The sequence below is a fragment of the Bacillus sp. B15-48 genome, assembly GCF_016879755.1.
Taxonomy (GTDB): domain Bacteria; phylum Bacillota; class Bacilli; order Bacillales; family Cytobacillaceae; genus Mesobacillus_B.
The window spans coordinates 25,153-51,116 of the sequence record NZ_WOFU01000004.1; the positions used below are offsets into that span (position 1 = coordinate 25,153).

Sequence of the window (25,964 nt, forward strand, 5' to 3'; positions counted from 1 at the left end):
ATTACTCATTTGTCCCACCGACGCTGACGGTAATATTCATTACCCCACGATCGCTTTTATATACAGTAACGACGAAATTACCTGGATCGGTCCCTCTAAAGCTATGACTGGGAATCGTTTTTCTTAATGACTCACTACGGTATTCAATTATCTCCTGATTCGAGTTTGTATTAAGTCGCTTAATCTCAACAGCGTCAAGAGGAAGTCGTTCCTGTAGGTATGAATGAATCTCTTTATCAGATAATTTTTCACCAGGCTTGTAAGGGAATTGATATTGAATATTTACGGCTCTGTGATTTTCAAAATTAACAATCATAAATTCACCCTCGTACCTGGCGATTTCTAAGTCGCCAACATTCTGTCCATATGCCTGATCAAATTGTTTACGAGTCGCTCCGAGCCCTACTTCATTGGAAAGTAGATAGGAATCATTTGGTTGAATCTGCGTTTTTGCACGAATTTCTTCTCTAGAAGGATTATTTAAATCTTCCATTATAACGATTTTCTTTTCATCAGCACTACAGCCGATAAGAAGGGAGAAAAGGATGAACATCATCAAGAACGCTATTCTTTTCATGAGCGATCTTCCTTTCTTTCTAATTATGTATTTTCTATCATTCCCAAAACAATAAATTGTATGAAAGGATTTAAGGAGGTGGATATATGTTTAAAACATTAAAGATGTTAAGTGTTAAAATAAATCTTAGAGAGGTCGCGGAAGGAGAAGTTGCAAATGAACATTGATTTAATTGAAAAGGCACTTCAAGTAGCAAGTAAAGCTCATGAGGGGCAATATCGGAAGGCAACAAAGACCCCTTATATCACTCACCCTGTAGCAGTTGGAATGTTGTTAATGAAAGCTGGTTATCCGGATGAGTTAATTTGTGCTGCCATTCTCCATGATACAGTAGAGGATACAACGTTGACTTTGGCTGAAATTAACCATTGGTTTGGAAACGAAATTGCAAAAATTGTTGAAGGTTGCTCTGAACCAAATAAATCACTTCCTTGGAAAGAAAGGAAAGAACATACCATTCGATTTCTAAAAACTGCTTCAGAAGATATACGAGTGGTCGCATGTGCAGATAAACTTCATAATATTCGCTCCATACACTCTGACTTAATAACGAATGGAGAAGAAGTATGGACAAGGTTTAAACGTGGTAGGGATGACCAAGAGTGGTATTACCGAAACATTGTAGATAGTTTAGGCTATTCCTCTAAATTTGAGTTGTTAGCTGAGTTACGTCGAGAGGTAAACCGATTGTTTGACCGCTAATTTTTATAAAGGATATTCTTGATTTTTAAAAGGCACTTGAGAAACCAATCTGAGTGCCTACTAGTGATTTACTCTTCGACTAATTCGTTAATAGGTACAGGCATTGGTTCATCTTTTGTATCTCGTCCAGTAACAATCGCCATATTTGATGAGTCATCCACATCTTCAATCCAAACAGAAACACCATTATAATGGACTGAAATATCAGCACTTGATGATAAAATTTGTTTGACACGGTTTAAATCCATAGGAATCACCTCTAAGCAATATTGTCGTTCTTTACTAATATCATCCGTAAAACAAAGCCTACTAAAAGTCCTGGCCCTACAAACAATATCGGGAGCCAAACAGGACCAATTAACACACCGAATAGTGTTATCTTAGTTGAAAAAATTAAGCCTGCTGTTACAAAATAAGCAGCAAATACAAATGGCAGAAAAGAAAAACGACCCTTTCCTCCGCCAGCATCTTTAAAAGCATCCCACATAGCAAAAAAATATAAACAAGGGTAAAACATTAACCATTGAAAATTGGTTTGTTCGATTGCTTTGTCAATATTTCCATGAAAACTATGTATGATAATCGTGTTGAAGTTCGCTTGCACATTAATGATAATTTCAAGGAAAACAAACATGATACCCTTTATTAGTTTTCCATTTATAAGTTGACTAAAGCCTGGGAGTGCTATACTCCAAAAGATCGCTTCTACTTTTCGATTCACATTCTTCTAACCCTTTACTATTTTTTGGTCATCCGTCACGTTTATAGGAGTAATATTCCCAATAGAGAAAAGAAAATACTTATTACAAATTTTTAATTTTTTTTCTGAAATGAATAATGAGGATAGGGATAGGAACAACCCGCAAATTAATCCCATAAAAAAATCGGAGGAGTTATTCAGAAAAAGAAAAAATTTGAATAGGTAAAGGGAAATGGGTCTGTCCAAAAAGTTAAAATTAAATAATTTTGGACAGACCCATATTTAAAAGGCTATTGATATGGAAACTGTGTTGAATAATTGCTGAATTGTTGGTAAGCTTGGTCAATCTTTTGTTGGTTTTCTGCTTCTAGTTTGTACCAACCTTTTCTGAACATCAAATTATACATCTCTCTGCAACTGTCGTGAGTTTCTTGAAGCATTTGGAGCAAATCATGATAAAGCTGCTCATGGCTTGCTTCGCGTACGGCAATATTCAAACTATCTGTTAAGTATTTACATGTGCTTAAGCCATCGTTTACGAAATCTCGATCATTCATTTCCGGCCCTTTTACCTTTGGCAATTGTCCAGTAGAAGGGTTAGCAATTTGGTTGCTATTTTGGGATTGCTGATTTTGCATTGTTTTCACCTCTTTAATGTTGTTGAGTTTGGTTTGGATTTTGCATATTTGCCATGAGAGTATTGTTATCAACTTGTAAATGAGTCAATAATTTTTCATAATGGTTTTGGTGCATTCTCCCTGCGTTGTCTAAAGCTTGTTTAATTTCTTCATCCGTCGCTTGCTCAGCTAGAAAATGGAACTTTTTAAATGCATTTAGTTCCCAAGATAAAGCATCCTTCAAATATAGGATATCTTTTGAAGAAATCGCTCGTGGAGGATTAGGCATCGGTACTTGATTGTTATCCATTGATCTGCTCCTTATATATTATTTTTTCATGATTTAGAATGAACATTGTTAATGATTATTATTCAGAATATGCTCTAGTGGCCGAATGAGTAAATGGAGAGATAGTAGGAGGAGGATATTGAAAAGCGGTCGAAAAAGGGATTTGTTGCTAGTCAATCTGTTTAATCTCTGAAAGAGGAAGGCAAAATACTTTTTGCTGTTCATCTAATATTGAAAGGGTTTGTTCTTTTATATTAATGCTATAAAGCTCTCCTTTAATTGTTTTTGTAGTTCCTTGTTGACAATAAAAAATGGTAAGCTTTCGTTTCTCTGCTAATTTCCTCAAAAACATTTAGATCATCTCCTCGAATTTTAATAATTGTATTTTCTTTTTTATATTTTCATTTTAAAGAAAAACTGTTAAATTATAGTAAATATGATGTTAAAAGTATATGTAATTACCGTTAAGGGAGCCTCTTTTATATAGGAATTTTAAAAATAGACAATGAGCTTACAGTGATTTTCTAATAATCTTCATGAATCACTAAACAAAACGGAGTCATTTATATTAAAATAAGTGGATTGATGTTTTAAATTGGAAAGGAGAAAAGCATGAAGCATGGCATAGATGAGAAGGACCCACGCTTTACCATTGCCTACCGGGAAGCCTGGATTGGAGTGATCCTTGTTATCATCAATTTTGTATGGTGGTATGGCTTTGCATATGGCCTTGGTTCAAGTCCAGTGGAAGAATATTCATTTATCTTCGGTCTTCCCGCATGGTTTTTTTTTAGTTGTGTTGTGGGGTTTATTGTAATGATTATTTTAGTCATTTTTGCAGTTAAATATTTTTTTAAAGAAGTGCCTTTTGAGGACGACCTGGAGGAGAACGAATGAATTGGGCAGTTATTACACCATTAATCCTATTTCTATTACTTATTTTTTTCATAGGGTTATGGGCAAATACATATATTAAGGCTTCAAACTCATTTTTACAAGAATACTTTCTTGGCGGAAGGCAATTAGGTGGCTTTATTTTAGCAATGACAATGACCGCAACTTATGGGAGTGCGAGTAGCTTTATTGGGGGACCAGGGGCTGCTTATACTCAAGGACTTGGTTGGGTCTTGCTGTCAATGGCACAACTTGCTACCGGTTATTTTGTATTAATGATTCTTGGAAAAAAGTTTGCCATCGTTGCAAGAAAGTATAAGGCTATAACTTTGGTTGATTTTTTAAAAGAACGTTATGAAAGCAAATGGGTCGTATTACTGTCTGCTGCAAGTATTATTATTTTCCTCTTTTCTGCGATGGCTGCCCAATGGGTTGGTGGTGCTCGTTTAATTGAATCTGTTACTGGCTTATCTTATACGAGCGCATTGTTTATATTTGCTGTTTCTGTCATCATTTATGTTATTATCGGTGGTTTTAGAGCTGTTGCAATAACAGATGCAGTCCAAGGAACAGTCATGTTCATTGGTACATTCATTTTGCTTATCGCTACAATCATTGCTGGTGGGGGCATCACAAATATTATGAGTGACTTGATGACGGAAAATCCAAACTTAGTTACTCCATATGGTCACGATTTAGGGTTAACCCCACTTTATGTTTCATCTTTTTGGATTCTCGTTGGTGTTGGTGTTGTTGGCTTGCCGCAAATTACGATAAGAGCGATGTCCTATAAAAATGCGAAAGCAATGCATCGAGCAATTATCATTGGGACAATCGTAATAGGCACCATTATGCTCGGTATGCACTTAATCGGTGTGTTTGCTCGGTCAGTTTTGCCAGGAGTAGAAGTTGCTGATACTGTCATGCCGTTGCTTGCAGTAGAAGTCCTGCCTGCATGGCTTGCAGGGCTCGTGTTAGCTGCACCGATGGCTGCAATTATGTCTACAGTTGACTCATTATTATTATTAGTCAGTTCAGCTGTTGTTAAAGATGTTTATTTAAACTATATAAAACCTGACGCAAGTAATGAGCTAGTGAAAAAGATGAGTTTTAGTGTTACCACAGTTCTTGGAGTTTTAGTTTTCCTTATGGCGTTGAGTCCACCTGACCTTATCATCTGGTTGAACTTATTTTCCTTTGGAGGCTTAGAAGCTGCGTTTATTTGGCCGGTTGTAATGGGGCTATATTGGCAAAAAGGAAACAAGTATGGTGCAATTTCCTCTATGGTTGTTGGTGTAAGCTCCTATATTTTATTTCATATTTTTCTCCCGAACCCGTTTGGCATTCATACGGTGGTATTGCCAATTTTGCTTTCGTTTATCACTTTTATTTTCGGAAGTTTATTAGGGAGCCAATTTGGGAATCAATCACTTGAAGTGACACGATAGGTTTACTTTTTTCTCTTGAATAATCATATTTTTAACAAAGAGCTCTTATTCTTATAGAATAGGAGTTTTTTTGCTGATTTTTATAAATGATTTACTTGAGGAATCGTGTGCCATTCAGAATATGTACATGTTTCGTTCAACATTAATCCTCTGTCCAATGGTTTGTAAAAATATCATAGGTTGAGGAGTGAATTTAATGAAAATGACGATTGGTGATGTATTGGACTTAGAAATGATGAAGAGCGCATCCGTTAGAGCGGGTGAAAATCTTATAAACGAACGGTATGTTCAATGGATTTCTGTTATTGAAATGCCAGTAGAGAATTTTGTTCGTAAAAATGAACTCGTATTAAGTACGGCAATTGGTACTGGGCAAGATGTAATGGTCCTTAAGGAGTTTGTTCAAGATATCATTAATTCCGAAGCATCAGCACTTATGATTGCAGTCGGGAGGCACCTTTTTGATATCCCAAAAGAAGTGATTGAATTAGCAGAAAAACAGAATTTTATCTTAATTGAGCTTCCTTGGGAACTGCGTTTTGCCAATATCATTGAAGAGGTTATGGGTAAAATAAATAATCGTCAGTATAAAGAAAGAGATAGATCAGAAAAAATTCAACAGGAGCTTTTAAAACTAATCTTGCAAGAAAAGGATTTAAAAACGATCTTGCTTTATATTGAAAAACAGATTGGTTATCCTCTCGTCTTAACTAATCGAGCAGGAAAGATTCAAGAGCAGCAAAACAAAAACCATAAAATGATAAAAAATTGGAACAAATTTGTTCTAGAGGGATTTGTTCCAGCGAGTGAAGCAATGTCCGTATTGCCGCACGACCCTATGTTCCGTAAGTTTGTTAAGATTGAATTGGAAGGATATACCTGTCTACAGCTTCCTGTTCTTCAAGTATCTGGTAACATTCAAGGTTATTTGTTTTTATTGTTACCAGATTACCTTTCTGTAGAAACGTTTTTAACGAATTATATTGTAACTGTATTAGAGCATTCGTTGACAACAATTGCCCTTTGGTTTTCCCGAAAAAATGCAATCGAGGCTACAAAGTTACGACTTCGGAGTGATTTTGTAAATGATCTTGCTAATGGAAAAATCCATACTTGGAATGAAGCAATCTCTCGAGCAAGATTACTAGGGTATCAATTAAAAACACCTTATTTTTGTATTGTTGGTTATCCAGAGAATTTGCAGCAACTTTTTAAAAAACAAAAAACGAAAGAAGAACCATACGAAGTGTGGCTTGAAAGCATGGTTCGTTATATTGAAGAGGAGATTTTATATGCTGCGCAATCTTTAAATCGAGAAAGTATGATGACTTATCAAGAAGATGAACTGATCTTATTTATTGAACCGGCATCAGGTTTCCAAAATGAAAACCATGCAGCTTTCCTCGATTTAGTGGAACGCCGACTCCGAAGTTTATTGCCAGATGTAGTCCTTTCATGGGGAATTGGAGATTTCCATGATGGGTTAAATGGTTTTGAAAAAAGCTATAAAAATGCGAAGCTAGCCTTAAAGTTAGGGAGACGTAAAAATGGAATCGGGTTTAGGACGGTATATGAAAATACTCGGATTGACCGTATTTTATTAAATTTGGCAAATGATGAGGAGATGCAGGAGATCATTTTTAAAACGATTGAGCCACTGTATCAATATGATAAACAACGCCAAATGGATCTTATAGGAACGTTAAATGCTTATAATCTTTGCCATGGGAATGTAAGTCAAACTGCTAGGTCGTTAAATTTGCATAGACAATCTTTGCTTTACCGCTTAAGAAAGATTGAATCTTTGACAGGGTTATCGATTGTTGATCCTGATGATTTATTTTTATTAGATGTATGTATAAAAACTTGGAAGTTAGGATTATACGGAAACCAACAAGAAAGATGAATATGTTGAAAGAATATGATGGAATCGAGTATAAAACCTGATTGGTATTATACTCGATTTTTTTTACCTAGTTTTCTTTCGGCTACATTGACGAGAGGAATAGTAAAAACTTCATACAATTTGACGAATGACGATTTCTTTATTTTTAACTATGATAAAAGCATAAGTAAATTATTTAAATTTTTAGACAATAGGTAAAGACAGGGGGGATGTTCCTATGGAGTTTGGGACATCAGAGTATCAAGAAAGGATTCGAAAAACAAAAGAAAGCATGTCTCAAAAGGGAATTGAAGTGTTGCTTATAACGGATCCAGCAAATATGTACTATTTATCTGGTTATGATGCTTGGTCATTTTATGTTCATCAAATGTTAGTCATTATCGATGATGAGGATCAACCGATTTGGATTGGTCGAGGGCAAGATGCAAATGGTGCGAAAATTACAACTTGGCTATTTCATGAAAACATCTTCCCGTATCCAGATAATTATGTTCAATCTTCGCTAAAACATCCAATGGATTATGTTGCCGAAATTTTAGGTCAAATCGGTCAGGATAAAAGATCTATTGGGGTAGAAATGGATAATTACTATTTTACAGCAAAGTGTTATGAACGATTGAAAAAAGGATTGCCGAATGCCACCTTTAAGGATGCCTCCCTTCTTGTTAATTGGATTCGTTTAGTAAAATCTACTGCTGAGATTGAGTTTATGAAGCGTGCATCAAGGATTTCTGAATTAGCGATGAGGAGGGGAATCGAGTTAATAGGTGTTGGTGTTCGTGAATGTGATGTAGCAGCCGAAATATTTCATACGCAAATTAAGGGGACAGAAACATATGGTGGAGATTACCCTGCAATCGTCCCTTTGCTTCCTTCAGGTGAGAGAACAGCTACTCCACATTTAACATGGACAGATGATCAGTATGAACCAGGCGACATTGTTACATTAGAGTTGGCTGGCTGCTATAAGCGGTACCATTCCCCACTCGCAAGAACAGTCAGTATTGGAAAACCAGATGATAAAATCCAGGCTCTATCTGATGTCGTAGTCGAGGGCTTGAATGCTTGTCTTGACATAGTTAAACCAGGTGTTACTTGTGAGGAAATGGATGCGATTTTTAAAAAAACGATTGCGAAAATAGGAGCTACGAAGGAATCACGGCTTGGTTATGCAATTGGTTTAAACTATCCGCCTGATTGGGGGGAGCATACAGCGAGTATACGGGAAGGTGATAAGACGATCCTACAGCCAAATATGACATTCCATCTTATCGCTGGTATTTGGATGGACCAATATGGATTCGAAGCGAGCGAGTCAATCCGAGTTACTGAAAAAGGTTGTGACACGTTTGTTTCGTTACCTAGACATTTATTTATTAAAGATGGGTTTATAAAGAGTATAAGTTAAGAAGAAAAGAAGGTAACAATTGGTTACTAGTTCATTCGATTGTCACAATTTTTAATGGTTCAATGTTTTTAATGGAAGTATTGATTCTCTTATCAGTGTAAGGAGTGATTATGTGTTGAATTCAAAAATTGGTACAAAAGCGGTATGGGCGGGCGAAAAGGATTATTTAGTTCATGGAGCAACGCAAGTACCGGTCGTCTTAAGTGTAGCATACGGTTACGATGACATGGATGAGTGGTATGATGTGGCAACTGGAAGGAAGAAAGGTCACATTTACGGGCGCAATACAAATCCAACTGTTCAATCGTTGGAAGACAAAGTAAAGATTTTAGAGGATGCTGAAGCAACAACAAGCTTCTCCACAGGGATGGCTGCAATTAGCAATACATTGGCTACCTTTTTAACACCTGGAGACCGAATTGTATCAATAAAAGATACGTATGGTGGCACGAATAAAATCTTTACTGAATTTCTTCCACGGCAAAAGGTAGATGTTGTTCTTTGTGACACAGGAAATCATGAGCAAATCGAAGCGGAGGTTGCTAAAGGCTGTAAAATTTTGTACTTGGAAACCCCAACAAACCCAACTGTTAAAATTACCGACATTGAGCGTATGTCAAAGGCAGGTAAAAAAGCAGGTGCTTTAGTAATCGTTGATAATACGTTTGCAACTCCGATAAATCAAAATCCGCTAGCTTTAGGAGCTGATTTAGTCATCCATAGCGCAACTAAATTTTTAGGAGGCCATGCAGATGCATTAGGCGGCCTTGTATGCGGATCAGAAGAATTAATTAATAAAATCTACCATTATCGGGAAATAAACGGAGCGACGATGGATCCGATGGCTGCATATTTAATCCTTCGCGGTATGAAGACTCTTCATTTACGTGTCCGTCAACAAGAAGAAAATGCCATGGCACTTGCAAAGTATTTGCAAAATGAAAAGTTAGTTGAAGAGGTTTTTTATCCTGGTTTGGTAACACATCCAAATCATGAGATTGCCAAAAGACAAATGAAGGGTTTCGGTGGAATGCTTAGCTTTGCCGTAAAAGGGGGTATGGACACGGTAAGAGAAATGCTACCAAAATTAAATTTTGCCAATCGAGCGGCAAACCTTGGAGCCGTTGAAACGACGGTAGGGCCTGCTAGAACAACAAGTCACATTGAATGCACACCAGAGGAACGGGCTGCAGTGGGAATTCCTGAAGGGTTGGTTCGTGTCTCCTGCGGTATTGAAGAGATTGAAGATATTATCGCAGATTTTAAACAGGCGTTTGATTATGTAAAGGTATGAAACATAGAGGATGAACTACTTCACTTTTTATAGAAAGATGGGAGCGATGATGTTACAAAACGGGCAATTAATTGAACAAGTAAATAAACGATTTAATCAAATAGTAACCTGGCGCCGTTATTTTCATCAATATCCCGAACTCAGCTTTATGGAGTTCGGGACCTCTAAGTTTGTCGCAGAAAACTTGCAGACGATTAAGGGAATGAAAGTAGAGAAAGGACTCGGCGTAGAAACAAGTGTAGTCGGAACATTGAAGAATGGGCATGGACCTACGATTGCCCTTCGAGCAGATCTCGATGCATTACCGATTTCTGAACAAAATCAAACAGAATATGCGTCAAAAGTAGACGGTGTCATGCATGCCTGTGGACATGACGCCCATACGTCTATTTTACTTGGAGTAGCCCATATACTTGGAGAAATCTTTCAACAGAAGGAGATTTTTGGGACGGTTAAATTTATTTTTCAACCAGGAGAGGAAAGCACCGATGACAAAGGTTTGTCAGGGGCTCCTTATATGATTGAAGCTGGCGTCTATGATGAGGTTGATATGGCGATGGCGCTTCATATGTGTCCTTGGCTCCCAGTAGGTGCAATTCAACTGAATGATGGCTACAGTATGGCGAATGTCGATGAATTTAAGGGCAAAATTTTTGGGACTGGAGGTCATGGGGCCTATCCTGATTTAGGGACAGATCCAATTTGGATTCTTAGTACAGTGATGCAGTCTATATACGGAATCATCTCACGGCGAGTTTCTGCCCTTGATGCTGGAGTTATTAGCGTCGGGAAAATTAATGGAGGCACTGCAAATAATGTTATTCCCTCTGAAGTAACATTTGAAGGGACGATTCGCAGTTACACTCCTGAAGTACGTGAATTACTAGCAGAGGAATTAAAAAGGGCACTATCAATATCTGAAACGATGGGAGGAAGTTATTCTTTACAGATTCAAAATGGTGAGCCGGCATTGAAGAATCATTCGTTTGTAAATCGTTTGATTGAAAGAAGTATCAGAGAGATTTTTCCGGAATTTACGATAATGAACGGAAAATTTGGCATGGGAGGAGAAGATTTCGGATATGTGAGTCAGAAGCTCCCAAGTTCAATGTTTTTTCTAGGATGTGCTTCAAAAAATGGAGTGAAAAAAGATTTGCATACACCAACATTTGATATTGATGAAAGGTGTTTATCAATTGGAACGGCGATCTTAACTAAAAGTGTATTAAAGGTGTTAAGGAAGGATGTGAATCTTTCACAATTAACTATTGGGGGGGCTACAGAATGACACAGAAATTAGCCTTTATTGGTTTTGGTGTTGTCGGTCAAGGTTTAATGGGAATTTTGCGTGATCGAAATAAATTTCTAAGGGAAACAGAGGGGTTTGAGGCGAAGGTTGTCGCGATTTCAGATATAAACAAGGGGGCAATTTACCATCCAGCTGGACTTGATATTGAGACTGTTTTAACGGTATTAAAGGAAACGGGCAATTTAGAGAATTACCCCGATACACCAGGACTGATAACAGGCTGGGATAGCTTGAAAACGATCCGGGAAACGAATGCTGATACAATCGTTGAAGTTTCTTATACGGATATGAAAACGGGTCAACCGGCAATAGACCATTGCAAAGTAGCATTTGAAAACGGCAAAAACGTGGTGATGACAAATAAAGGCCCAGTTGCCCTCGCTTATGAGGAGCTTGCTGCCCTAGCTGGGAAGTATGAAGTTTTCTGGGGATTTGAAGGGACGGTCATGAGCGGCACTCCGGCATTACGAATGCCGATTACAACATTGGCTGGGAATGAGATAACTGAAATACGTGCAATTTTAAATGGGACAACAAATTATATTTTGACGAAAATGGAGGAGGAGGGACTTCCCTTTGAATCAGCCCTATTACAAGCACAACAGTTAGGTTTTGCAGAGGCAGATTCAACAAGTGATGTAGAAGGATATGATGCTAGATATAAAATTGTTATTTTAGCAAACTATATTATGAACAAAACTCTCACTGTCAATGAAGTTTTCTGTGAAGGGATTTCGAACATTACATTAAAGGACATTGAGGTGGCAAAAACCGAAGGAAAACGCTGGAAGTTAATAGCAAGCGCACGCAAGGAAGGAAACAAGGTTGTAGCCAGAATTGCCCCAGAAAAAATAAATCTTTCCGACCCTTTAGCATTTATTAATGGGGCCACAAATGCAATCACGTATAAATGTGATTTATTAGGTAATGTAACTTTATGCGGAGCTGGTGCAGGTAAAAAAGAAACTGGGTTCTCCCTGTTAATTGATTTGTTGACTATTCACCGTAAAAGGACCACATCCAACCAATGACATCTAAAAGGGGGAATAAGGTTGAAATCACAGATGACCGGGCAAAAAATGTTTATGGCAGGAAAATGGGTAGGACGCCAGCGTACCATTGAGGTTCGAAACCCACAGGATAATAGCTTTATAGATACGGTCCCTGCTGCTTCACAGGAGGATATGCTCCAATGTATTGAGGAAGCAAAAGAAGGAGCAAAAATCTCCGCAGCGATGCCAATTCATAAACGAATGTCAATTATTCAAAAAGCAGCTGACTTTATTGAGGACAATCATCATACATTTGTTTTTACGATTGCACGGGAAGGAAGCAAAACGATTCGCGAAGCGACGAAGGAAGTGAATAGAAGCGTCCAAACCCTTCGTATTAGTGCAGAGGAAGCGCGGAGGATTCATGGTGAAACGATTTCTTTTGATCAAATGCCAGAATGTGAAAATCGAGTTGGTTATTTTCAGAGGATGCCAATTGGAATTATCGGTGCAATTACCCCTTATAACGATCCATTAAACCTAGTCGCACACAAAGTCGGTCCAGCAATAGCTGCAGGGAATGCAATCATTGTAAAACCTGCTACTGTTACCCCATTAAGTGCGCTCTTACTTGCCGAGGCGTTTTCAACAGCAGGGCTCCCCGCAAAAGTGCTCTCCGTAATTACGGGCTACGGAAGTGAGATAGGTGATACATTAGTGACCCATCCCGCGATTCGCATGATTTCCTTTACTGGGGATTACGAGACAGGAGAACAAATCGCTAAAAAAGCGGGCTTAAAGAAGCTAAGCATGGAATTGGGTTCCAATTCTCCTGTGATTGTGCTAAAAGATGCAAATATTGAGGAAGCAGTGAAAGCCACTGTTTCTGGAGCATTTTGGGCTGCAGGACAAAATTGTCTTGGTGTTCAACGAGTATTTATTGAAAAAGATATCAGTGACTTGTTCCAAAAGAAATTTATTAAGTTAGTTAATAAGTATCATGTCGGTGATAAATGTTTAGAACAGACCGACATGGGTCCATTAATCTCTGAAACGCAAGCAATCAAGGTAGAAAACTTAGTTAATGAAGCGATTGATCGAGGTGCAGTTTTATTAACTGGGGGGAAACGGGATGGAGCCTATTATTTGCCAACGGTTTTAACGAATGTTCCAGATGAATGTTTGCTTGCGAAAAAAGAAATCTTTGGTCCAGTTGTCTTGTTTTATACCGTTAGCGATCTAAATGAGGCCATAAAAAAAGCGAATAATGTTGATTATGGGTTACAGGCTGGTATTTTTACTAATGATATTCGAAAGGCACATGAAGCGATTGCCAAAATGGATGTCGGTGGAATAATGATTAATGATAGTAGTGATTTTCGAATCGATGCGATGCCATTTGGTGGAACGAAACATTCTGGACTTGGGCGTGAGGGAATTAAGTTTGCCATTCAGGAAATGACAGAACCAAAGGTTGTGTGTTATAAATTATCGTAAGTCAAGGGTGGAATTTAACTGCTTGGTTTGGAATTCAGTGGGGTAAGAGTAGCCCCACTGAATTTTTTGATGTAGACTATTCGTTTTCGCCTTTTTCTACCTCTGATTCTTCGTCAGCTGGTAAAGTATCCATTTCTGGTTGGATTCGAGACCGTCCCCAAAGGAAGCCCCAAGGATCTCTAACCTCTCTAGGCTTTTCAATCTCTTCTTTCCGTTCGTGAATAAAATCTACTTCCTTAGCGTGAATGGTTAGCTTATCGACATGAAGTACTTTGCCTTTTTTCGTTTGAGACATTTTCCCCCTCCTCGTTTCATTGTTTAATTATTATTGCAGTTTTTGAAAACGGAATTTGAAGTGTTGCAATTCACTGTCATTTATTTTGGACAGCAGTTTTCATTTAATACCATAATGCAGCTCCGACAATAATAAGGAGAATAAATAGTACGACAAGTAATGCAAACCAACGGCCAGCACCGAAGCCAACACCTGCAACAGGCGCACCATAACAATATCCGCCATATCCAAAGCCCATAACAATTTCCTCCTTTTTAATGTTTATCTACGATATTAGAAACCATATCCACGCCCAATAAAGGCTGCACCAACAATAATGATAAGAATGAACAATACAACAATTAAGGCAAAGCCTCCTCCATAGCCTTTTCCAGCTACACCACTCACATCAAACACCTCCCGTTCATTTGCTATTAAACTATGACGAAACCCCAATAAATGACCGGGACATAATCCTATTTTTGGGAATTTGGGCTCGGTCAAATAGTAGGACAAACAAAACAATTAATAAAATAGGTAAAATAAACTTTCACCGATTTTAATTTTTACATGATTACTTAAAATAGAAAAATGGAGAGCCCAAACAAAAACAGGGTCAAATGCATAGTTTAATAGTGACTAAGAAAGGTGGAGGTGTAATTATGAGTGGAGTAAAAGGTGGTTACGGCGGAGGTTTCGCCTTGCTTGTTGTGCTGTTTATCCTCTTAATTATTGTCGGTGCTGGTGGATATCTAGGAGGGTATGGTCCTGGGGTCGGGTATTGGTAATCTGTAGTGACTATAAATAAAAGCAAGCTTCAACATGAGAAGCTTGCTTTCTTTTTTTTTGCATTAATTATTTGGTGAAATTTCTAAGTGTTTTTTTAAAGTTTGCTGTAATGTTCCTCTTGTTTCAGCTTTATTTAAAATTGTAATTCCAAAGTGAACCATCTTCCTAACGAGCTCAGGCCGTAAACCGGTTATGACAGCTTCACACCCCATCATTGTAACCCCAGTTAAAACTTTTTGAAAATGATTAAGTATATCTTTTTCCATATCAACAATTCCAGAAAGATCAATAATTAAAGTTGATACTTTAAGTTCGGATATTTCAGTTAACACTTTTTCTTCAATTATCTTTATTCGATATGAATCCACTGTACCGATTAATGGTAAAACAGCGATAGTTGGGCTTATTGGAATAATCGGAACGGATAAATGTTCGACCATTTTTCGATGAGAGATAATTAGTTCATCTTTGTAATTTGAATAACTTAAGAAAAAATTATTAAGAAATTGATCGATTCGATCATTGATAATCTTTTCTTGTGTATAAAATTTATTTAAATCACTTCGATTTCCAGATAATTGATCAAAATGATAAAGAAAGTCCCATAATGTTCGTCTGATTGCTTGGACCCACTCTAATTTGAATGCTAAAGTAAGAGAATGCTTTGCCCATACAACTCCTTCTTGGATTGCAAAATTTACAAGTTCTTCTTCCTTTTGTTCAACGACAAAAACAACTAGTTTTTGTGCATTTACTAATAAATCAATGTTTCCTGTTTTTAATATTTCTTTAATTTTTGAGGCGACATTCACTGCTTCTGATAACAGTTTTTTTTCAAAAAGTGGTTTGTTTTCGGTAATAAATTTTGTTATGGAAAGTTTTTCATTATAGTACCAATCCAAAATAGGCACCCCTTTACAATTTTCTTGATGTGAAAAGAAGTTTGACTTAAACTTAATTCGACATAGGTAGAGGAAAGTCCTTCCTAACAACGATGTTTTCACTATACAAACAGTGAAAACGAACACACCAACTAAAGATATGTATGCTCGACTTTTTCATTTTTTGCCTGTAAACAAATATTGGAAAGAACATCAGGTATTAAAAACAAATAAGTTTACATAATAATATTAATGTAAATAAATAAATATTTTTCGGTTTTTTAACTTAAATACAATAAAACCGACTTGACTTATAGGAATAGTATAACTATGATAATAGTAATTAATCTTTATATAAGATAAAATTCTAAAAAGGTCGAAAATAAAAATATTTTCGACAGTTTAGATCCTTTGTGAGGTGGAAATATTGCAACTTCAGGTATTGAATAGTCCGTTTAACCAGGAGCAAGCAGAGCTCCTAAATCGCCTACTCCCAACGCTTACTGAATCCCAAAAAGTTTGGCTGAGCGGTTTTCTAGCTGCTTCTCAGACTAGTTCTCAAGCAACAGCTGTTAATGGAACAGGAGTTACGCAATCAGAGGTGAGTCCCGTTGCTGCGGCACAGATCGTTTCTAAAGATGTGACGATTCTATATGGTTCACAAACCGGCAATGCACAGGGACTTGCAAAGAAAACAGGAAAGACTCTCGAAGAAAAAGAGTTTAATGTAACGATTTCGTCGATGAGTGATTTTAAGCCTAATAACTTAAAGAAAATTGACCACTTACTTATTATTGTAAGCACACATGGGGAAGGGGATCCCCCTGACACCGCCCTATCGTTTTATGAATTTCTTCACAGCAAACGAGCACCAAAATTAACTGATCTTCAATTTTCTGTTTTATCGTTAGGTGACAGTTCTTATGAATTCTTTTGTCAAACAGGAAAAGATTTTGATCAACGATTAGAAGACCTAGGAGCAACAAGACTTTACCCTCGTTTTGATTGCGATTTAGACTTTGAAGAACCAGCAACTGAATGGTTGGAGGGGGTTCTCGCGAATTTAAATGAAGCAGCGCAGGGAGCTAGTGTCGAATCTTTACCACAACAAACAGGGTCTCAAGCGGTTGAGACGATATATTCGAGAACAAATCCATTTAAAGCTGAAGTTTTTGAAAATATCAATTTAAATGGCAGAGGGTCGAATAAAGAAACAAGGCATCTAGAGTTATCATTAGAAGGATCTGGATTAACTTATAATCCGGGGGATAGTCTAGGAGTTTACCCGGAAAATGATGCTAATCTTGTTGATCTTTTGTTAAATGAACTTAATTGGAGTCCAGAACAAACAGTAACAATTAATAAGCAGGGAGATATTCGTTCTTTAAAAGAAGCTTTTACCTCTTATTATGAAGTAACAGTTTTGACGAAACCACTCCTGCAGAAAATAGCAGAACTATCCGATAATGAAGACGTAAAGAAACTTGTTACGCCAGAGAATGAGGCTAAGCTTAAAGAGTATCTTGAAGGTAGAGACTTGTTAGATTTTATCCGTGACTATGGTTCTTGGGGGCAGTCAGCGCAAGAATTTGTTTCGGTGTTACGAAAAATGCCTGCGCGCTTATACTCGATTGCAAGCAGTTTATCTGCAAATCCAGATGAAGTTCACTTAACAATTGGAACGGTCCGTTATGAAGCACATGGCCGTGAAAGAAAAGGAGTGGCTTCCACTTTATGTGCTGAACGCCTTCAGCCTGGAGATGCCCTACCTATTTTCGTTCAACAAAATGATAATTTTACGTTACCTGAAAATTCCGCTGCCCCAATCATTATGGTTGGACCTGGTACTGGAGTAGCACCTTTTCGAGCTTTTATGCAGGAGCGTGAAGAAATAGGTGCAGAAGGGAAGTCATGGATGTTCTTTGGTGATCAGCATTTTGTAACAGATTTCCTTTATCAAACGGAATGGCAAAAGTGGTTAAAAGACGGTGTATTAACTAAAATGGATGTTGCTTTTTCACGTGATGGTTCTGAGAAAGTTTATGTTCAGCATCGAATGCATGAACAAAGTCGCGAGTTATTCGAATGGCTTCAAGACGGTGCTTACTTCTATGTTTGTGGGGACGAGAAAAATATGGCGCATGATGTTCACAACACATTAATTGAAATTATTGAAAAGGAAGGCAAACTGAGCCGTGAACAGGCTGAGAAATACCTTGCTGATTTGCAACAACAAAAACGTTATCAACGGGATGTATATTGATTGATGGGAAGGAGTATTACCAACAATGGTGAATCAAACATTAAGAGCGCCTGAAGGAACGCCAAGTGATGTCGAACGAATTAAAAAAGAAAGCAATTATTTGCGCGGTACTTTAAAAGAGGTTATGCTTGACCGAATCAGTGCTGGAATACCAGACGATGATAATCGTCTTATGAAACATCACGGCAGTTACTTACAGGATGATCGAGATCTGCGAAACGAACGACAAAAACAAAAATTGGAACCAGCTTATCAATTTATGTTACGCGTTCGGATGCCGGGAGGAGTTTCAACGCCGTCCCAATGGTTAGCTATGGATGATTTGGCAGATAAATACGGAAATGGGACGCTGAAATTGACCACTCGTGAAACCTTCCAAATGCATGGGATCTTAAAATGGAATATGAAACCAACAATTCAGGAAATTAACAACGTAATGCTGGATACGATTGCAGCTTGTGGAGATGTCAATCGAAATGTAATGTGTGCGTCGAATCCTTATCAGTCTGAAATTCATGCTGAAGTTTATGAATGGTCAAAAAAATTGAGTGATGATTTATTGCCAAGAACAAGGGCTTATCATGAAATATGGCTTGATGAAGAAAAGGTTGCGGGAACAGAGGCTTTGGAAGAGGAAGTTGAGCCTATGTATGGACCACTTTATTTGCCAAGGAAATTTAAAATTGGGATTGCGGTTCCTCCATCGAATGATATTGATGTCTTTTCGCAGGATTTAGGGTTTATAGCAATTATTGAGGACAATAAATTAATTGGCTTCAACGTAACGATTGGCGGAGGTATGGGGATGACCCATGGAGATAAAAAAACCTACCCGCAGCTCGGGAAAGTGATTGGGTTCTGTAAACCAGATCAATTATATAATATTGCAGAAAAAATAATAACGATTCAACGAGATTTTGGAAATCGTTCGGTTCGTAAAAATGCACGGTTTAAATATACGGTTGATCGTCTTGGTGTGGAGACTGTAAAGTCAGAACTTGAGAATCGTCTTGGTTGGACTTTGGAGGAAGCTAAACCATTTCATTTTGATCATAATGGTGATCGCTATGGCTGGGTCAAGGGGATTAAAGGAAAATGGCATTTTACGATGTTTATCGAAGGCGGCCGTGTAAAGGATTATGAGGATTACAAACTTAAAACGGGTTTAAGAGAAATTGCCCAGATCCATACTGGAGATTTTCGCCTTACATCTAACCAAAACTTGATCATTGGAAATGTTTCAACTCAAAAGAAGAAAAAAATTGAAGAGTTGTTAGAACAATATGGTTTAAATGATGGTCGACATGTATCTGCCCTTCGTCGAAGTTCTATAGCATGTGTTTCACTGCCGACATGTGGTTTAGCCATGGCAGAAGCTGAGCGTTATTTACCACGTCTAATTGATAAAATTGAAGAAATTGTTGATGAAAACGGTCTGCGAAATGAGGAAATAACGATTCGTATGACTGGATGTCCTAACGGATGTGCACGTCATGCTTTAGGTGAAATTGGTTTTATCGGTAAAGCTCCAGGAAAATATAATATGTACCTTGGTGCTGCTTTTGATGGTAGTCGCTTAAGCAAAATCTATCGAGAAGGCATTGGAGAAGAAGAGATATTAAATGAATTGCGTGAAATTCTCCCACTTTATGCAAAAGAACGTCAAGAAGGTGAGCATTTCGGTGATTTTGTAATTAGGGCAGGAATTGTCAAAGCAACAACAGACGGGACGAATTTCCACGACTAACCCTAAAACAGGTGTCCTATTTCAATAGGCACCTGTTTTTTTTGATGAATCATTTTTTAACTTTTGGGACATGTGTCAGTAACAGTCCTAATTGGTTATGTATTTTAAAAAAAACATAAAAAGAGGATTGTCGTGGAAAACTAAATGGGAAAAATGATTTCCGGAAAAATGGGGGTAATAAAGTGAAGCGGGATGAACTAGAACAATTAGGTGACGAGCTAAGGCAAATTGGTCATAAAAGGAGACAATTAGCTGAGCAAATTTTCTCTGAAGTGCAAGAGGGTGACAATCAATCGTCGAAATCATTGTACGAAGAGCTAAGCCAAATTTCTGATAAAGCAATTGAAATTATGGTACGTCAGAAGGAAATGTTTGATCAGGAAGTTCAAAAATTATAATAAAAAACTGGATTCAACAAGAGATTTTGACAGGCTCCCAATAAAGTGGACAGATGACGAATAAAAATCTGTTTATTTATTGGGGGTTTTTTTAATTTTTTAAAAAGGAATTTCTATGTTTATGTCAAATTAATAGTTATGAAGTTATTAATATTATGAATGATGAAAGGAGCTTTTGATGTCAATTTATTCATTTAATGCGAAGTTATTAACCGGTGAAGAAATTGCTCTTGAAAATTACAAGGGTTTGACCACGTTAATTGTTAATACTGCAAGTAAATGTGGCTTAACTCCTCAATACGAAGGGCTTGAAAAGCTATACAAAAAATTTAAAAATGACAGCTTTTCCATTTTAGCTTTTCCTTGCAATCAATTCGGTGGACAAGAACCAGGTACGGAAGAGGAAATACAGCAATTTTGTTCTGTAAATTACAATGTTACGTTTTCTGTGTTTCAAAAAATTGATGTGAATGGAAAAAATGCACATCCGTTGTATCAATATTTGCGCGAACATTCGCCAGAAGAGTCTGAATTAGATGTGAATAGCAGATTATATAAGCATTTGATTACAAACTTTCCAAATGTTTTAAAGAGTAATGAAATTAAATGGAATTTCACAAAGTTTTTAATCAATAGCGAAGGGGAAATTGTAAAAAGATACGCTCCTACGACAAGCCCTGAAGAAATAGAGAAGGATATCGAAAGGTTAATACAAACTAAAGCATAGCTAAAATGGAAAATAACCTTTATGAGAAAGGAGGATAAGGCATCCTATATGGTGCTTTATCCTTTTTTATTGTCATTAGAATGAGTGTTTTTAAAAAGTTTATTTCTTGTTAAGAGTTGGAATTCCATAGGTAATGATTTGTTAAACAGAGATGGTTTCGTTTTTATTTTTATTCATTTGCTGATTCAGTTCGCATTTTTCAATAAAAGAAGCCGTTATTTCATTAGCTGTTAACTTTTTATTTGGATATATTTCCTGCAATGCTTTCACAATTAATTTTCCGTATCCTTTGTCACGGTGAGAAGGATTAACGGATAAATGTTGCAATTTAAACTCATGGTCCTCAAACTTAATCCCAACTACTCCAATGACACCTTCTTCCTCTTTCCAAAGAAAAAGCTGGGAGTTTTGATCGCTAACATATTCATTTATCGTTTTCAGAAGGTTTTGTAGGTTTTTTTCATTTGGATTAAATGATAATAATCCCATTGCTATTTTTTCATATTGTTTATTATAACGAATTAACATGGAACAATGCCTCCTTACGCCAGTGATGAAATGGCGGTAAAAATAATCCCCTCTGTATGATCCAATTGTTTGCCGATGTAAATATGTCCTTTTATATGTAACACGCTTTAGTTGTATATTCAACAATTATTAATGAAATTACATGTATTTGTAATAAAACGGAAAAACGGATTAACTAATTAAGTTTACATCATAACATACAATTTTTTCGATTTTGTAAAAGTTAAAGGACAATTATGTATCAAATGTCGCACACGTTTATATTGGTCAAAAGACAAAGAGGAAAGTGGGTTCACTTTCCTCGAATGACTGTCAAGTTATGAACGTTGGATAGTTGAAGATGAGAAATTCTTAATCATTTGTTGTAAGTTTCTTTGTCCTTCCCTTAATTTAATTGTTTCGTCAATGATTTGCTGAAAACCTTCTAGCTCCTGATCCGAGGCATTTAATAATGACTTAGGAATTCCTTCGACGATTTGTTGTAGGGTTAAATCCATTGCCATGGGTTATAACCACCTTTCCCAATCTAATTATTCTTATACATCGCTTCGTCTAGTATATATATTTTTTGAAAAAACTTTGTTTTTCCTGCCAAATTGTAAAAAAACTTCTCAACATTTATCCCCATTTTTTTGCACTGCTATAAAATTTATTACGACTTCCTTCGAATTTCGACAAAAATAGAGGGTGATTGTCTTGGTTATGGTGAGACAAACTACTTTTAAGGATAAATTCTTTCTTATTTTCACAAAATAATAGGAAAACGAAAGGAAATTGATAATGAAACGAAAGTTAATTGGAGCGTTAATCATTTTGTTAAGTCTTAATATATTTGCTGGGCAGTCAAGTGCAGAAGAAGTAAATAAGACCAATTTAGAAGCAGTAACGTTAAGTTTATTACACCCAACTGTCGTGAAGGCATTAAAGAAGCATTATGGAGGAGTAACGCAATTTGAAAATGTGAGCTTAGTTAGTATTCATTCTAGACAATTACCTGCTGATTTAAAGGATGATTCAGCTTTTAAATCACCAGCATCAATTTTTGATATTACGCTTCTTCTAGAGACCATTTTAGGAGACGGCAAAAAGGAAAAGGTTAAGATTGTTCTTAGTAATGAATTTTCAAATGGGTATGATGTTGTGACTTTTGAGGTTATTAAATAATTTGGTGGGGTATTTTTCCCCACCAAACTAATCATTCAATGTGTTAAAAGAATCTCCTTATTGAATACTCTTTGCCTAAATTAATGCCGGTATTTTCCAAATACGAACGAACCGAGAAGTTGCATTGCTAAGAATGAATACAAATCGAATCGCCTTAATAAATAAGGTTGGAAATAAGCGAAAAAGAATATTCAAAATGATCCCTCCACCATTGAAATTAGTGTTAAATTTAACACTATCGTTAGTTTTTCCTGAGTGACAATAAATATTAAACATGCGCAATTATTTTAGTGGAAGTTTAAGACAATCCTTATTAAATTATTCACGAGAAGAGGTTGGAATGTGAAAGTCATTGCCGTATACTAATTAAAGTAAACGGACGTGGTGTAATGTATCCAAATAAATCTACACGAATAAACTTCATTAGATGATGGAAGGATGTTAAATTTGATTGACTTACACAATTTTAATTGGGAAGCTTTACTTATTGACACAGGGATTCTGGCTTTTAAAGTAATCGGGATTTTTCTTGCGTATAGCATCGTAAAGAAGCTTGGTTTTAAGGTAGTCGAACAAACTTTCAGTAAATTGTTAATACGAAAAGAAATCTCTGAAGGCCGTGCTCTCACATTACAAAAATTAGCAGAAAATATATTTTCCTATGTTTTAATTTTTATTCTTGCAGCGTCTTTGTTTGGAATTTTCGGCTTACCTGTTGCTAGTTTAATTGCCGGAGCTGGGGTAATCGGGTTAGCTATTGGTTTTGGTGCTCAAGGCCTCGTCAGTGATGTTGTGACTGGATTTTTTCTGCTTTTAGAAAAACAAATTGATGTCAATGACTATGTTACGGTTGGAAGCTTTGATGGGATTGTTGAATCAGTCGGGTTGCGGACAACGCAAATAAGAGGGTTTGACGGAACACTTAATTATATTCCTAACCGTGATATTACGAGTGTAAGTAATCATTCTCGTGGAAACATGCGTGCCCTTGTCGATATTGGAATCTCATATAATGATGATATTGATCGTGCAATAGAAGTAACGCAGAGAGTGTGTGATCAAATAGCAGCGGAAAATTCAGTAATTGCAGAAGGACCTAATGTCGTAGGTGTACAAGCGTTAGGGACATCTGAAGTCGTATTACGGGTGATTGCGAAAACAGAAAATGGTGAACAGTGGGCAATTGAACGTAGGTTACGGAAGGCAATTAAAGAGGCGTTTGATGCAAATGGGATTGAGATTCCATTTCCTCATCAAGTACTCATCCAAAAAAACGATAGTAGTCAGGAAAAATTATTAGGATAGAAAAAGAGCGTCCATTAAAATTTTAATGGACGCTTTTTGAGTAATCACAGTTTCTAACCTGCTGTATATTAATTTGAGTAAGTTATTTAGCTTGAAGGTTTTCCTTCTCAACAATTGCTTTCTGGACAGTACGTAAACGCAGTAAAAATCCGATCGCCGCAAATGTGAGACCGAAAGAAATTCCAATCCAGAAACCGAAAGGCCCTAATTTGGTGAAGGCAGCAAGAGAGTATCCAATTGGAATCCCAATGATCCAGTAAGCGACAAAGGTAATAATAAAAGGAAGTTTCACGTCTTTGTAGCCGCGAAGAACACCTTGTAGTCCTGCTTGAGTTGCATCAGATAATTGATAAAAAATCGCTATTAGGAATATTTGTGATGCTAACAGAATCACCTCTTGATCGTTCGTAAAAAGGGAAGCAATAGACTCGCGGAAAAAATAAAGAAATATGGAACCAATCATTAAAAAAACGATTCCACCTAATACGCCAATATAGCTATATTTTTTCGCAGCCTCATATTTCCTCCCGCCAATTGAAAAGCCAACAACAATCGTTAATGCCATTGATATACTTAAAGGAATCATAAACATAAGGGATGTAAAGCTAAGAACAATCTGGTTTGCAGCAATTGTAACGGTTGAAAACATCATCCCAATAAATAAAGTAACTACTGAAAAAATACTCGCTTCAAAAAAAATAGACAACCCAATGGGTACTCCTATGCCTAACTGCTCTTTCCATGCCTTCCAGGAAGGTTTGACCCATTTAGAAAATAAGTGATATTTTTTAATCACCTCTAACCGAAAGGTCATAAAAATACTAAATCCTAGAATGATCCAATATGTTAACGCTGTTGCATATCCAGCGCCAATTCCGCCTAAAGCTGGGAAACCAAAGTTCCCGAAAATTAACCCGTAATTTAACAAAATGTTAAATGGAACCGCCAATACGGTTATAAACATGGTAATTCGCGTAAATCCTTGGCCATCAAAAAAGTATCGTAGTACGTTTGCTAGAAATAAAGGAATAATTCCAATCGATAAACCTACTAAATAATGGAAAGCAATGTAGTGAACATTTGTATCAAGGTTCATTACATTCAAAATCGGGTCTAAAATAAAGCTTCCAATAACAATGACTAACAATGCAAGGATGATGGATAGGTAAAACGATTGAGTAATTGAATAATGAATTTTATGATGTTCTTTTCTTCCTAAAAGCTGTGCAACAATCGGTGTCACAGCTAGTAAAATCCCGTTAATACCAGTGAAAATAGGCATCCATAGACTTGATCCGATGGCCACGCCTGCTAAATCATTCGTACCGACACGTCCTGACATCATCGTATCCACTAAATTCATTGCATATAAGCTAAGTTGAGTAACCATAATAGGCCACAATATCGAAAGAAACAAAGTTAGCTTCTTTTTCGTAGTATCTGCATGGTACATATAATGCGCTCCCTAGGCTGTTCTAATTATATCGTTATAGTAAATGATAATACTTTATCATAAAAACAGAAAGGTGGAAAGAAATATAAGCGAGGGGGCTACCGGTTTATCCATCTATAAAAAAAATAACTGAAGAGTAAAAAGACGGAATAGCCGAAAAAAGAATAAATATGTTTCCATGAATCATTATGTACAAAAAGCCCGAATGATTCAGCAATTCTTTCGAAAATAGACATGAATAGTCCTAATAAAAAAATTAGAATCATTCTGTTTTGGAATGAAAGCTGCTCCATTATCACAAGGAAAACGGCTATAAGGATAGGGAGACCTACTAATGTAAATGCGATATTTATGGGTGAAAATTGATGACAAGGGTCTTACAGGGAAGGCGTAAAACCCTTGTCCCACTAAAATTAAATCTAAATAGGTACCAACTAATGCTGCAAGGAGCAATGTTGGCAGCAATCTTTTAATCCAGTAATGAAATTTCGGGATCCTGTATGTGGATTTTTATTTGCCCAATCCTCAATCTGTTTCCGGAAGAGTTGATCCCCAAAAAGGAGGGCATACAAACGTTTTCCAAGAAGAATGCGTTCATGTAAACTTTCAAAATGATGCAGTGTTTCACCAACAAGCTTCGTTCTCCCGTCCTTTATATAGGGGAATAAAATATGGTTCATTGCTAATAATTCCTGTAATTTAAACTCTAATGAGCTGAGAACATGTTTTTTATAATATAGAAAGTAGATATTATTAGAATATTCATTAAAATTATATTATAATATTTTTGTAATGAATATTT

Annotated in this window: 30 protein-coding genes and 1 pseudogene; 16 read left to right on the forward strand and 15 right to left on the reverse strand. The window is 36.7% G+C overall.

Features of this window, described 5'->3' with window-relative positions:
- Position 1: 1 nt before the first annotated feature.
- Positions 2-577, reverse strand: coding sequence for a hypothetical protein (locus GNT69_RS13490; RefSeq protein WP_203555511.1), 576 nt, complete (start codon positions 575-577; stop codon positions 2-4).
- Positions 578-733: 156 nt separating this feature from the next.
- On the opposite strand from GNT69_RS13490, the gene GNT69_RS13495 reads away from it, so the two are divergent.
- Positions 734-1,279 (forward strand): HD domain-containing protein, encoded by a 546-nt coding sequence (locus GNT69_RS13495; RefSeq protein ID WP_239094227.1) that lies wholly within the window; start codon positions 734-736, stop codon positions 1,277-1,279.
- A 68-nt stretch (positions 1,280-1,347) separates the two neighbouring features.
- Here the strand turns inward: GNT69_RS13495 and GNT69_RS13500 are convergent, their stop codons facing one another.
- From GNT69_RS13500 to GNT69_RS13520, 5 genes are all read right to left on the reverse strand, one after another.
- Complete coding sequence (locus GNT69_RS13500) at positions 1,348-1,527, reverse strand: H-type small acid-soluble spore protein (RefSeq protein ID WP_203555512.1); 180 nt, start codon at positions 1,525-1,527, stop codon at positions 1,348-1,350.
- A gap of 11 nt (positions 1,528-1,538) precedes the next feature.
- Positions 1,539-2,000: a hypothetical protein gene (locus tag GNT69_RS13505; RefSeq protein WP_203555513.1), complete on the reverse strand. Its 462-nt coding sequence runs from the start codon at positions 1,998-2,000 to the stop codon at positions 1,539-1,541.
- A 269-nt stretch (positions 2,001-2,269) separates the two neighbouring features.
- Positions 2,270-2,617 carry a spore coat protein gene (locus GNT69_RS13510; RefSeq protein ID WP_203555514.1) on the reverse strand — a complete coding sequence of 116 codons (348 nt, stop codon included), beginning with the start codon at positions 2,615-2,617 and terminating at the stop codon, positions 2,270-2,272.
- Between the two features lie 13 nt (positions 2,618-2,630).
- Complete coding sequence (locus GNT69_RS13515; protein WP_203555515.1) at positions 2,631-2,906, reverse strand: ferritin-like domain-containing protein; 276 nt, start codon at positions 2,904-2,906, stop codon at positions 2,631-2,633.
- 148 nt (positions 2,907-3,054) lie between these two features.
- Complete coding sequence (locus GNT69_RS13520) at positions 3,055-3,237, reverse strand: hypothetical protein (RefSeq protein WP_203555516.1); 183 nt, start codon at positions 3,235-3,237, stop codon at positions 3,055-3,057.
- A 260-nt stretch (positions 3,238-3,497) separates the two neighbouring features.
- Here GNT69_RS13520 and GNT69_RS13525 point away from each other — a divergent pair, with 260 nt between their 5' ends.
- From GNT69_RS13525 to GNT69_RS13560, 8 genes are all read left to right on the forward strand, one after another.
- Complete coding sequence (locus tag GNT69_RS13525) at positions 3,498-3,782, forward strand: YhdT family protein (RefSeq protein WP_203555517.1); 285 nt, start codon at positions 3,498-3,500, stop codon at positions 3,780-3,782.
- A complete protein-coding gene (panF, locus tag GNT69_RS13530; protein ID WP_203555518.1) occupies positions 3,779-5,227 on the forward strand; it encodes a sodium/pantothenate symporter in 1,449 nt (482 codons plus the stop codon). The genes GNT69_RS13525 and panF overlap by 4 nt, the downstream gene beginning before the upstream one ends.
- Before the next feature lie 196 nt (positions 5,228-5,423).
- Positions 5,424-7,133 (forward strand): PucR family transcriptional regulator, encoded by a 1,710-nt coding sequence (locus GNT69_RS13535; RefSeq protein ID WP_203555519.1) that lies wholly within the window; start codon positions 5,424-5,426, stop codon positions 7,131-7,133.
- Between the two features lie 217 nt (positions 7,134-7,350).
- The gene (locus GNT69_RS13540) at positions 7,351-8,541 is read left to right on the forward strand and encodes a M24 family metallopeptidase (RefSeq protein ID WP_203555520.1); all 1,191 of its coding nucleotides are present in this window, start codon (positions 7,351-7,353) and stop codon (positions 8,539-8,541) included.
- A 112-nt stretch (positions 8,542-8,653) separates the two neighbouring features.
- The gene (locus GNT69_RS13545; RefSeq protein WP_343206501.1) at positions 8,654-9,835 is read left to right on the forward strand and encodes a cystathionine gamma-synthase family protein; all 1,182 of its coding nucleotides are present in this window, start codon (positions 8,654-8,656) and stop codon (positions 9,833-9,835) included.
- A gap of 49 nt (positions 9,836-9,884) precedes the next feature.
- The gene (locus GNT69_RS13550) at positions 9,885-11,123 is read left to right on the forward strand and encodes a M20 metallopeptidase family protein (protein WP_203555997.1); all 1,239 of its coding nucleotides are present in this window, start codon (positions 9,885-9,887) and stop codon (positions 11,121-11,123) included.
- Positions 11,120-12,175, forward strand: coding sequence for a homoserine dehydrogenase (locus GNT69_RS13555; protein WP_203555521.1), 1,056 nt, complete (start codon positions 11,120-11,122; stop codon positions 12,173-12,175). Before GNT69_RS13550 ends, GNT69_RS13555 begins: the two co-directional genes overlap by 4 nt.
- Positions 12,176-12,223: 48 nt before the next feature.
- A complete protein-coding gene (locus GNT69_RS13560; RefSeq protein WP_481747646.1) occupies positions 12,224-13,633 on the forward strand; it encodes an aldehyde dehydrogenase family protein in 1,410 nt (469 codons plus the stop codon).
- A gap of 76 nt (positions 13,634-13,709) precedes the next feature.
- Here GNT69_RS13560 and GNT69_RS13565 read toward each other — a convergent pair whose 3' ends face one another.
- The 3 genes from GNT69_RS13565 to GNT69_RS13575 form a co-directional block, all read right to left on the reverse strand.
- Positions 13,710-13,928 (reverse strand): hypothetical protein, encoded by a 219-nt coding sequence (locus tag GNT69_RS13565; protein ID WP_203556027.1) that lies wholly within the window; start codon positions 13,926-13,928, stop codon positions 13,710-13,712.
- A gap of 103 nt (positions 13,929-14,031) precedes the next feature.
- Positions 14,032-14,166 (reverse strand): YjcZ family sporulation protein, encoded by a 135-nt coding sequence (locus GNT69_RS13570; RefSeq protein ID WP_203555523.1) that lies wholly within the window; start codon positions 14,164-14,166, stop codon positions 14,032-14,034.
- Between the two features lie 35 nt (positions 14,167-14,201).
- Positions 14,202-14,315 (reverse strand): YjcZ family sporulation protein, encoded by a 114-nt coding sequence (locus GNT69_RS13575; protein ID WP_203555524.1) that lies wholly within the window; start codon positions 14,313-14,315, stop codon positions 14,202-14,204.
- Between the two features lie 254 nt (positions 14,316-14,569).
- Here GNT69_RS13575 and GNT69_RS13580 point away from each other — a divergent pair, with 254 nt between their 5' ends.
- Positions 14,570-14,695: a YjcZ family sporulation protein gene (locus GNT69_RS13580; RefSeq protein ID WP_203555525.1), complete on the forward strand. Its 126-nt coding sequence runs from the start codon at positions 14,570-14,572 to the stop codon at positions 14,693-14,695.
- A gap of 63 nt (positions 14,696-14,758) precedes the next feature.
- Here the strand turns inward: GNT69_RS13580 and GNT69_RS13585 are convergent, their stop codons facing one another.
- On the reverse strand, positions 14,759-15,598 hold the full coding sequence (locus GNT69_RS13585) for an STAS domain-containing protein (protein ID WP_203555526.1): 840 nt from the start codon (positions 15,596-15,598) through the stop codon (positions 14,759-14,761).
- Positions 15,599-16,004: 406 nt separating this feature from the next.
- On the opposite strand from GNT69_RS13585, the gene GNT69_RS13590 reads away from it, so the two are divergent.
- The 4 genes from GNT69_RS13590 to GNT69_RS13605 all read left to right on the forward strand — a co-directional run bounded on the left by GNT69_RS13590 (position 16,005) and on the right by GNT69_RS13605 (position 20,712).
- The gene (locus tag GNT69_RS13590) at positions 16,005-17,840 is read left to right on the forward strand and encodes an assimilatory sulfite reductase (NADPH) flavoprotein subunit (RefSeq protein ID WP_203555527.1); all 1,836 of its coding nucleotides are present in this window, start codon (positions 16,005-16,007) and stop codon (positions 17,838-17,840) included.
- A gap of 25 nt (positions 17,841-17,865) precedes the next feature.
- On the forward strand, positions 17,866-19,587 hold the full coding sequence (gene cysI, locus GNT69_RS13595; protein WP_203555528.1) for an assimilatory sulfite reductase (NADPH) hemoprotein subunit: 1,722 nt from the start codon (positions 17,866-17,868) through the stop codon (positions 19,585-19,587).
- A gap of 182 nt (positions 19,588-19,769) precedes the next feature.
- Positions 19,770-19,985, forward strand: a complete 216-nt coding sequence (locus tag GNT69_RS13600) for a hypothetical protein (protein ID WP_203555529.1) — start codon at positions 19,770-19,772, stop codon at positions 19,983-19,985.
- Positions 19,986-20,163: 178 nt separating this feature from the next.
- Positions 20,164-20,712, forward strand: a complete 549-nt coding sequence (locus GNT69_RS13605) for a glutathione peroxidase (protein ID WP_203555530.1) — start codon at positions 20,164-20,166, stop codon at positions 20,710-20,712.
- 141 nt (positions 20,713-20,853) lie between these two features.
- On the opposite strand, the gene GNT69_RS13610 is transcribed toward GNT69_RS13605, so the two are convergent.
- Together GNT69_RS13610 and GNT69_RS13615 are read right to left on the reverse strand one after the other, a co-directional pair.
- On the reverse strand, positions 20,854-21,240 hold the full coding sequence (locus GNT69_RS13610; protein WP_203555531.1) for a GNAT family N-acetyltransferase: 387 nt from the start codon (positions 21,238-21,240) through the stop codon (positions 20,854-20,856).
- A gap of 317 nt (positions 21,241-21,557) precedes the next feature.
- Positions 21,558-21,743 (reverse strand): hypothetical protein, encoded by a 186-nt coding sequence (locus tag GNT69_RS13615; protein WP_203555532.1) that lies wholly within the window; start codon positions 21,741-21,743, stop codon positions 21,558-21,560.
- Between the two features lie 277 nt (positions 21,744-22,020).
- On the opposite strand from GNT69_RS13615, the gene GNT69_RS13620 reads away from it, so the two are divergent.
- The gene (locus GNT69_RS13620; RefSeq protein ID WP_203555533.1) at positions 22,021-22,404 is read left to right on the forward strand and encodes a hypothetical protein; all 384 of its coding nucleotides are present in this window, start codon (positions 22,021-22,023) and stop codon (positions 22,402-22,404) included.
- Between the two features lie 447 nt (positions 22,405-22,851).
- Entirely contained in the window at positions 22,852-23,709 is an 858-nt protein-coding gene (locus GNT69_RS13625) for a mechanosensitive ion channel family protein (RefSeq protein ID WP_275411215.1), read from the forward strand.
- Between the two features lie 82 nt (positions 23,710-23,791).
- Here GNT69_RS13625 and GNT69_RS13630 read toward each other — a convergent pair whose 3' ends face one another.
- The 3 genes and pseudogenes from GNT69_RS13630 to GNT69_RS13635 all read right to left on the reverse strand — a co-directional run bounded on the left by GNT69_RS13630 (position 23,792) and on the right by GNT69_RS13635 (position 25,911).
- Positions 23,792-25,162 carry an MATE family efflux transporter gene (locus GNT69_RS13630; RefSeq protein WP_203555535.1) on the reverse strand — a complete coding sequence of 457 codons (1,371 nt, stop codon included), beginning with the start codon at positions 25,160-25,162 and terminating at the stop codon, positions 23,792-23,794.
- A gap of 98 nt (positions 25,163-25,260) precedes the next feature.
- Positions 25,261-25,518 (reverse strand): annotated as a pseudogene (locus tag GNT69_RS26030) (CBO0543 family protein); the annotation flags it as partial.
- A 78-nt stretch (positions 25,519-25,596) separates the two neighbouring features.
- A complete protein-coding gene (locus GNT69_RS13635; RefSeq protein ID WP_203555998.1) occupies positions 25,597-25,911 on the reverse strand; it encodes a DUF2515 family protein in 315 nt (104 codons plus the stop codon).
- Between the last annotated feature and the right edge of the window lie 53 nt (positions 25,912-25,964).

What these genes read in the sequence shown, in the direction of transcription:
- GNT69_RS13570 (WP_203555523.1), bottom strand. Translation starts at nt 14,166, where the DNA reads ATGGGCTTTGGATATGGCGGATATTGTTATGGTGCGCCTGTTGCAGGT.
- GNT69_RS13515 (WP_203555515.1), bottom strand. Translation starts at nt 2,906, where the DNA reads ATGGATAACAATCAAGTACCGATGCCTAATCCTCCACGAGCGATTTCT.
- GNT69_RS13500 (WP_203555512.1), bottom strand. Translation starts at nt 1,527, where the DNA reads ATGGATTTAAACCGTGTCAAACAAATTTTATCATCAAGTGCTGATATT.
- cysI (WP_203555528.1), top strand. Translation starts at nt 17,866, where the DNA reads ATGGTGAATCAAACATTAAGAGCGCCTGAAGGAACGCCAAGTGATGTC.
- GNT69_RS13615 (WP_203555532.1), bottom strand. Translation starts at nt 21,743, where the DNA reads ATGGCAATGGATTTAACCCTACAACAAATCGTCGAAGGAATTCCTAAG.
- GNT69_RS13580 (WP_203555525.1), top strand. Translation starts at nt 14,570, where the DNA reads ATGAGTGGAGTAAAAGGTGGTTACGGCGGAGGTTTCGCCTTGCTTGTT.
- GNT69_RS13560 (WP_481747646.1), top strand. Translation starts at nt 12,224, where the DNA reads ATGTTTATGGCAGGAAAATGGGTAGGACGCCAGCGTACCATTGAGGTT.
- GNT69_RS13630 (WP_203555535.1), bottom strand. Translation starts at nt 25,162, where the DNA reads ATGTACCATGCAGATACTACGAAAAAGAAGCTAACTTTGTTTCTTTCG.
- GNT69_RS13520 (WP_203555516.1), bottom strand. Translation starts at nt 3,237, where the DNA reads ATGTTTTTGAGGAAATTAGCAGAGAAACGAAAGCTTACCATTTTTTAT.
- GNT69_RS13605 (WP_203555530.1), top strand. Translation starts at nt 20,164, where the DNA reads ATGTCAATTTATTCATTTAATGCGAAGTTATTAACCGGTGAAGAAATT.
- GNT69_RS13620 (WP_203555533.1), top strand. Translation starts at nt 22,021, where the DNA reads ATGAAACGAAAGTTAATTGGAGCGTTAATCATTTTGTTAAGTCTTAAT.
- GNT69_RS13555 (WP_203555521.1), top strand. Translation starts at nt 11,120, where the DNA reads ATGACACAGAAATTAGCCTTTATTGGTTTTGGTGTTGTCGGTCAAGGT.
- panF (WP_203555518.1), top strand. Translation starts at nt 3,779, where the DNA reads ATGAATTGGGCAGTTATTACACCATTAATCCTATTTCTATTACTTATT.
- GNT69_RS13565 (WP_203556027.1), bottom strand. Translation starts at nt 13,928, where the DNA reads ATGTCTCAAACGAAAAAAGGCAAAGTACTTCATGTCGATAAGCTAACC.
- GNT69_RS13550 (WP_203555997.1), top strand. Translation starts at nt 9,885, where the DNA reads ATGTTACAAAACGGGCAATTAATTGAACAAGTAAATAAACGATTTAAT.
- GNT69_RS13535 (WP_203555519.1), top strand. Translation starts at nt 5,424, where the DNA reads ATGAAAATGACGATTGGTGATGTATTGGACTTAGAAATGATGAAGAGC.
- GNT69_RS13525 (WP_203555517.1), top strand. Translation starts at nt 3,498, where the DNA reads ATGAAGCATGGCATAGATGAGAAGGACCCACGCTTTACCATTGCCTAC.
- GNT69_RS13490 (WP_203555511.1), bottom strand. Translation starts at nt 577, where the DNA reads ATGAAAAGAATAGCGTTCTTGATGATGTTCATCCTTTTCTCCCTTCTT.
- GNT69_RS13510 (WP_203555514.1), bottom strand. Translation starts at nt 2,617, where the DNA reads ATGCAAAATCAGCAATCCCAAAATAGCAACCAAATTGCTAACCCTTCT.
- GNT69_RS13540 (WP_203555520.1), top strand. Translation starts at nt 7,351, where the DNA reads ATGGAGTTTGGGACATCAGAGTATCAAGAAAGGATTCGAAAAACAAAA.
- GNT69_RS13495 (WP_239094227.1), top strand. Translation starts at nt 734, where the DNA reads ATGAACATTGATTTAATTGAAAAGGCACTTCAAGTAGCAAGTAAAGCT.
- GNT69_RS13610 (WP_203555531.1), bottom strand. Translation starts at nt 21,240, where the DNA reads ATGTTAATTCGTTATAATAAACAATATGAAAAAATAGCAATGGGATTA.